Genomic DNA, 6,346 nt, shown 5'->3' with positions numbered 1-6,346 from the left:
GATCCACGTCACAGACCACCGGGCGGCTTCCTCGCCATGGCGCCGCCACTGATGGATGGCCGCGTGACCTATATGGACGGGACCGAAGCGACCGTTGATCAGATGGCGCATGATGTGGCGACCTTCCTGCAATGGGCAGGTGAGCCCAAACAGTCGCAGCGCAAGTCGCTCGGCCTCGCGGCGCTGATCTATCTGGTGATCCTCGCCGTCCTGCTCTGGTTCTCCTTCCACCGCATCTGGCGGAACGTGGACCACTAACACCGCAGAAGAGCTGTTCAACTCGGAAAATGCCGCCCTGCTTGGGGCGGCATTTTTTGTTTGCGCGGCGTTTAGAAAAGTGAGCGGCCGAACGGCCTAGCTGGCCTCAAACCGGTACCGGATAGCCTGCACGCCCGAGTAGATGCCATAGACGCCGATGGTCAGCGCAGAGGCGATAAACAGCCACAAACCATAAGGCTGGGTGCGGATCCAGCCGAGTGTTGAAGCCAGGCCTTGCACGTCGCCAGGGTCAGTTCCCCAGCCGGCAACGGCGAGGGAGATGCCGACCAGCGCAAACAGAATGCCGCGCCCGGCAATACCCGCCGATATGAGGCCCGTCAGGTTTCCAGCCCAGCCGGAGAGGTCGATATGATCTTTCCACTGGCCTGAGTACGCGCGCCAGACCTGGGCGCACCCGACGCCGACAAGGGCGAGACCCGCAAGCAGGACCAGCCAGTTGCCAAAGGGCTGCTCCATCAGCCAGCGGGCGCTCTGTTCGGTCTTGCCGCCGCCGCTACCGCCGCCATCACTTGAGCCCAGACTTATGGATGCTGCGGCCACGCCGACCAGAAGGTAGCTGATGCCCGAAGAGATCATGCCGGCGCGTGCCAGCAGGCCCTCAGCATCATCGCCCTGATCTTCCGGATCAAGCAGGGCCTGCTGGAAGCGCCAGAGGGCGTATAGGAAGAGGCCTATGGCCACGGCAAAAAGAAGAATTCGCCCGAATTGCTCATTCTCGATGGCCCGAAAGGCGTCGCCTGCGCTGGCGCCATCCTCCGATTTCGATGTGAATGCGGAATTGAGCAGAATGCCCGACACCGCAAAATAGACAAAAGCCCGGGCGCCGAGGCCGATCCGTGCAAGAGCGGATTTCGCCGAGTGTGTGGTGTCGGAGTTCGTGGTTGTAGACATTCAGTATAGACGCGCACCTCAACCTGTTGGTTCCGCCCGCGCGGTCACGCGCTCTTGATTTCACACGGGGTGCCTGCTTCAGCCATGTAGAAATTGGCAAGGAGCGACTGAGCGATGAGTGAATGGGTAATCGGCGTGATTGGCGGGTCCGGCCTTTACGAGATGGACGGGCTCGAAGACGCCGAGTCGCTTATGATCGAGACGCCTTGGGGCGCGCCCTCCGACCGGCTTGTGAAGGGCAGAATCGGCGATGTCACGCTCGTCTTCCTGCCCCGCCATGGCAAGGGCCACAGGCTGACGCCGACCGCTGTGCCCTACCGCGCCAATATCGATGCGCTGAAACGGCTTGGCTGTACGGATGTCCTGTCTGTCTCGGCCTGCGGGTCGCTGAAGGAAGACTATGCGCCGGGCGATTATGTGATGGTCGACCAGTTCATCGACCGCACATTTGCGCGCGAGAAGAGTTTTTTCGGGCCAGGCATGGTCGCGCATGTCTCGATGGCGGACCCGGTCTGCGCGCGCCTGTCCGGGCTGGCGGGTGATGCGGCAGAACAGGCGGGCGCACGGGTCCATCGCGGCGGGACATATCTTACCATGGAGGGCCCGCAATTTTCTTCGCGCGCCGAGAGTTTCCTTTATCGCCAATGGGGCTGCGATGTCATCGGCATGACCAATATGCCGGAAGCCAAGCTCGCCCGCGAGGCAGAGCTGCCCTATGCGACCATCGCCATGGTGACCGACTATGATTGCTGGCGCGATGGCACCGAGGCGGTGTCCGTCAGCAATGTGCTGGAGGTGATGCGCGTCAATACAGACACAGCGAAACGCGCGGTCCAGAGCCTTGCCGAAACACTTCACGGCAAGCCGCGTACGGCCTCGCCGCAGGGCATCGAGACCTGTCTCGACTGGGCGATGATCACCGCGCCTGAAGCCCGTGACCCGGCGATGCTCGACAAGCTCGATGCGGTAGCCGGGCGGGTGCTCAAGGGCTAGTCCCTGCTTGGCACCGAGGATCCTGAGGCCCGGTTTTCTGGCGCGTTCATCCTTAATAAACCTTGTGTCGACGGCACAAACAGCGTCTGCTAAGCTCATGAGCTCATTGGGTGGAGACGATGAACGCAACTTATTTTGAGACTTTCATGGTTGGCGGACTGGCGCTTGTGGTTGCGGCGGGTCTGTCGATTGCCTGGCTCTTGTGGCGCCAGGACGATACGCGCCGTGAGGCGATCGCCCTGTCGCTCGAAGGCATCGGCCATGAGTTTCGTTTCAACATGTTCCAGACACTGCGCGAGATAGGCGATATCGTCGACGGGACGATCCGGTCACCGATTGATCTGCCGCGGCTTGCCCATCCCCAGCTCGATGCCGTGCTCAGCCATGTGCTGGCCACAGACAAGCGCGCGCTGGCGGCGGTCCAGGCGACGTATGAGGGGATCGAGGCGTCCAAGCGCAAGGTGCGCATGGAGCTGGAGCGGGGCGATCTCAGCGAAGACGCGCTCGACCGGCTCAAGGCCTCGACGATCGATGGCATCTCGACGCTATACCTCTGGGAAGATCATGAAGGCCGCGCGCCGGAACATGCCCGCTCGACCCGCAGCTGGTGGGTGCGCGACTGGATGAAGGCGCACGGCTTCACGCAGGATCTGATGCCGGGGTTGGCCCTGCGCGATGCGGTTGTCGACAATCTGCGCGCCGAAGGCATGGATCTCACGCCGCAGCCGCTCTCCCTGTCGGCGCATGACTATTATTCGCGCCACTATGACCGCCATGCCGACCCGCGCGGCGTGTTTGGCCGGCGCAAGAACAGGAAGACCGAAGAAGAGCCGCCGGTCGAAGACGAGGCCGATACCGCCGCGCCGGATGAGGCGCCGGAAATTGAAGACGAGCCGGCGGCTGAGCCTGTCGAAGCTGCAGAACCTGTGGAGGCGGCAGAGGTCCCCGAGCCAGAGCCTGTGGAGGTCGCAGACGTGTCAGAGCCGGTCTCCGAGCCTGAACCCGAGCCGGAGCCCGAGATTGAAGACCAGCCCGCCGCCAAAATGGAAAAGACCGCGCCGGACACGCCGTATGAGCCTGATGTGTCCGTGGCCGATGTTGAGGAAGTCGATACGCCCGACGAGCCAACCGAAGCCCCTGCATTCCCGGCTGCTGCAGCCTCGACCATTACACCTTTTCCGACCGAGGAAGAGATCGAGGCCGACATCCGTGTCCGCGGTGAGGATGACGATGACGAAGACGGCGAGGACGGCGAGGATGACGATGATTACCGGCGCCGGTCTTCAAACGATGTAGCGGACTAAGCGCCCGGGTGGACTACAAGGCTTCGATCAGGACAATTCCGGATTATCCCTCACCGGGCATTCAGTTTCGCGATGTCACCACGCTGATGGGCGATGCCGAGGCGTTTGCAAGCGCCATCGCCGATCTCTGCGCGCTGTTCAATGCCGATGAGATAGACTGTGTGGCCGGCATCGACGCGCGAGGCTTCATTCTTGGCGGGGCCATGGCGGTAGAGCTGAAGGCGGGCTTCCTGCCGCTCAGAAAGCCCGGAAAACTGCCTTATGAGACGTTCAGCGAGGCGTATGATCTCGAATACGGCTCGGACGCGCTTCACATGCACACAGACGGCGTCCAGCCGGGCCAGCGCGTCCTGCTGGTCGACGATCTGATCGCGACCGGCGGCACGGCAGAAGCAGGCGTGAAGCTTCTGCGCCGCGGAGGTGATATAATAGAAGCGGCTGTCTTCCTCGTCGATTTGCCGGACCTTGGCGGTGCGGACCGGATTCGAGAATTGGGAATTGACGTGAAGGCTCTCGTCGCTTTTGACGGACACTAGACTTTTTGGGGACTTGACCATGAAAACACTGCATCTTGTTTCAGCCATCTCTATCGCCGCTGCGCTGACAGCCTGCGAGCGGAACGAACCGCCGCCGCTGCCGAATGTGGAAGGTTTTGACGCTGAAACACCGGCAGTCTCTGAAGGCGCGCCGGACATGGAAGAAACCATCGCCGCGTTCCAGACATTCGCCGATGAAGCATTCGATATCGACGATGGTACGCAGGCCGACTTTGCCGCGATCAATGCAGCCCTGCCGGACCTGGTGTCGATTACATGGGACAGTGAAGCGTTCGATGCAGACACCGGTGCCACCCTGTTCGGCGATCTCACAGCTACGATCAATACTGATCCCGAATTTGGCCTGCGCGCCAGCGAAGCCAGGGTCTGGGGGCTGGATGACGGTTTCATCTCCGCCCGGATGCGCGGCGAACGCCTCGATGAAACGGCCACGGCGATCAGCCGTATGGAGCTTAGCGGCCTTGAATATTACGGTGTCGCCAATGCGCTGAACCAGATGTTCGATGCCATGGCCTCGACCATGGATGACGAAATGCAGGCCGAATTCGACCCTGTGGTCAGCAATTTCGAGATCACGGCCGACAAATTCGTGATCAGCAATCTCACGCTGCGCCCGTATGAATATTCGCCGGCGCCGGACAGCCTCTATGAATTTCTGGACGTTCCGGAAGACGAGGTGGAACAGGTTCGCGAAAATGTCGGCCTGCTTCAGCAAATCGTCGCGGTGAGCCGCACGATCGACATTGAAAAGGCCGCCATCTTTGATTCCACCATCAATCTTCAGATGAACCAGACGGCGATGAACCAGTCCATCGAAGCGCGTGTCGGCTCTTACGGTTATGAAGGCATTTCCGGCTTCGATCTGGACAAGGCCGTCATTTTCGACGTTGAACAGTCACAGGCCATGCGCGTGAAGGATGTCGACGGTGAACTCTCGGAGGCCGGCTATGAGGATGGCATCGGTTATCGCCAGGTCGAGACGACGCGCTTCATCACGTATGAGGATATCAAATTCGACAAGCTGGCAGGCTTTCTCGCCCGCGGCGAGTTTCCGGGCCTCGAAGAGCGCGACCTGATCAGCCTCGGCCAATGGTCGGCGCGCGACTATACGCTCAAGATGAATGATGGCGATGTGTTCAAGGCGGACCGGGCGCGCTTCGATGGACGCGGCTTCGTCTGGCTTCTCCCTGAGACGCTGAATTTTGAACTTGAGGGCGCAGGGCTCGGCGCTGAAGCGCTCGCCAATGTCTTCATCGGCTTCGTGCCGGACAATCCGGAAGACGAAGAGACTGCCGAAATGCTCGCCAATCTGAAGACGGCGATCAGCAAGCTGGACGAGAACGGGCTTTCGACCATCCCGTTCGATGTCGATGCGTCCTGGGCATGGGATGACGGCACGGGCGATGCGGACATGAACCTTGCCGCCAATTCCGAAGGCTTCGGGCAACTCGAATTTGCGGTGGAGTTCGGCATGCCGGATTACGCCGCCGTACAGGCTGCCGCGGAGTCCGGCTCGATCGACAGCGAGCTTGAGGCCGCTTTCGAGGACGCTTTCTATCTCGGCGGCCTGCGCTTCTTCGAGGCCGATAATGGCGGGGTCGACAAGCTGTTCACCTATGCCAGCGAAGTCGGCAAGCTCTACCCGCAACAGGGCTGGGGCGCGATGATCGGCAATATGGACGCGCCGCAGATGCGCAATTTTATCGCAACAATGATCCGCGCCGCCAAGGGGCAGGCCGCGCAGGAATTGCCGGCTGCGGCTGACTGGCTCGAAGCCTATGCGAGCTATTATGAGGCGCCGGGCGGCAGCATCGAATTCCTCGTCCAGCCGACCGTCAGGCTCGATCAGGCCTATTTCGAGGAGAACAATCCGGACGACAATCCTGAGAAGATTGTCGAGGACTTTGGCATAAAGGTCATTCATACACCGGAATAGGTGAGGCAGGTGCTTGACCCACGCGCAGCAGCGCCTCACCTATGGCTGTGATATTTTATGCACGGAGTGACCATGACGATCCGTTTGGATGACGAACAAGACGCCAAGCCAATGGCTGAGCCAAATGCGTTTCTCGAAGAAGCGCTGTTCAAGGCCCGCACAATCCTTCTGACGGGCGGTGTCGACGACAAGCTGGCACGCCGCGTCTGCGAGCGTCTGCTGGCGCTTGGCTCCGACAGCGACAAGCCGATCCTGCTGGTGATCTCCTCGCCGGGCGGCCACGTCGAATCCGGTGATATGATCCATGACATGATCAAGTTCGTCGATGCACCTGTGAAAGTGCTCGGTTCGGGCTGGGTCGCCTCGGCAGGCGCGCTGATCTATGC

The 6,346-nt window shown here is 60.9% G+C and carries 7 protein-coding genes; 6 read left to right on the top strand and 1 reads right to left on the bottom strand.

What is annotated here, in order from left to right; translation table 11 throughout:
• A partial coding sequence (locus WA989_RS11150; protein ID WP_424340575.1) for a cytochrome c1 occupies positions 1-258 on the top strand: 258 nt, incomplete at its 5' end.
• Positions 259-354: 96 nt separating this feature from the next.
• On the opposite strand, the gene WA989_RS11145 is transcribed toward WA989_RS11150, so the two are convergent.
• Positions 355-1,170: a DUF1206 domain-containing protein gene (locus WA989_RS11145; RefSeq protein ID WP_424340574.1), complete on the bottom strand. Its 816-nt coding sequence runs from the start codon at positions 1,168-1,170 to the stop codon at positions 355-357.
• A 114-nt stretch (positions 1,171-1,284) separates the two neighbouring features.
• Between WA989_RS11145 and WA989_RS11140 the strand changes: the two genes are divergently transcribed.
• The 5 genes from WA989_RS11140 to WA989_RS11120 form a co-directional block, all read left to right on the top strand.
• Positions 1,285-2,163: an S-methyl-5'-thioadenosine phosphorylase gene (locus tag WA989_RS11140; RefSeq protein WP_424340573.1), complete on the top strand. Its 879-nt coding sequence runs from the start codon at positions 1,285-1,287 to the stop codon at positions 2,161-2,163.
• Between the two features lie 119 nt (positions 2,164-2,282).
• Positions 2,283-3,467 carry a hypothetical protein gene (locus WA989_RS11135; RefSeq protein WP_424340572.1) on the top strand — a complete coding sequence of 395 codons (1,185 nt, stop codon included), beginning with the start codon at positions 2,283-2,285 and terminating at the stop codon, positions 3,465-3,467.
• 8 nt (positions 3,468-3,475) lie between these two features.
• The gene (locus WA989_RS11130; protein ID WP_424340571.1) at positions 3,476-4,003 is read left to right on the top strand and encodes an adenine phosphoribosyltransferase; all 528 of its coding nucleotides are present in this window, start codon (positions 3,476-3,478) and stop codon (positions 4,001-4,003) included.
• 19 nt (positions 4,004-4,022) lie between these two features.
• Complete coding sequence (locus WA989_RS11125) at positions 4,023-5,960, top strand: hypothetical protein (protein ID WP_424340570.1); 1,938 nt, start codon at positions 4,023-4,025, stop codon at positions 5,958-5,960.
• Positions 5,961-6,032: 72 nt separating this feature from the next.
• Positions 6,033-6,346: ATP-dependent Clp protease proteolytic subunit (locus tag WA989_RS11120; protein ID WP_424340569.1), on the top strand; the 314-nt coding region annotated here is incomplete at its 3' end.

The organism is Henriciella sp. (genome assembly GCF_049649345.1).
In the GTDB taxonomy this organism is placed as follows: Bacteria; Pseudomonadota; Alphaproteobacteria; order Caulobacterales; family Hyphomonadaceae; genus Henriciella.
This window is presented reverse-complemented; position numbering and strand designations above follow the sequence as displayed.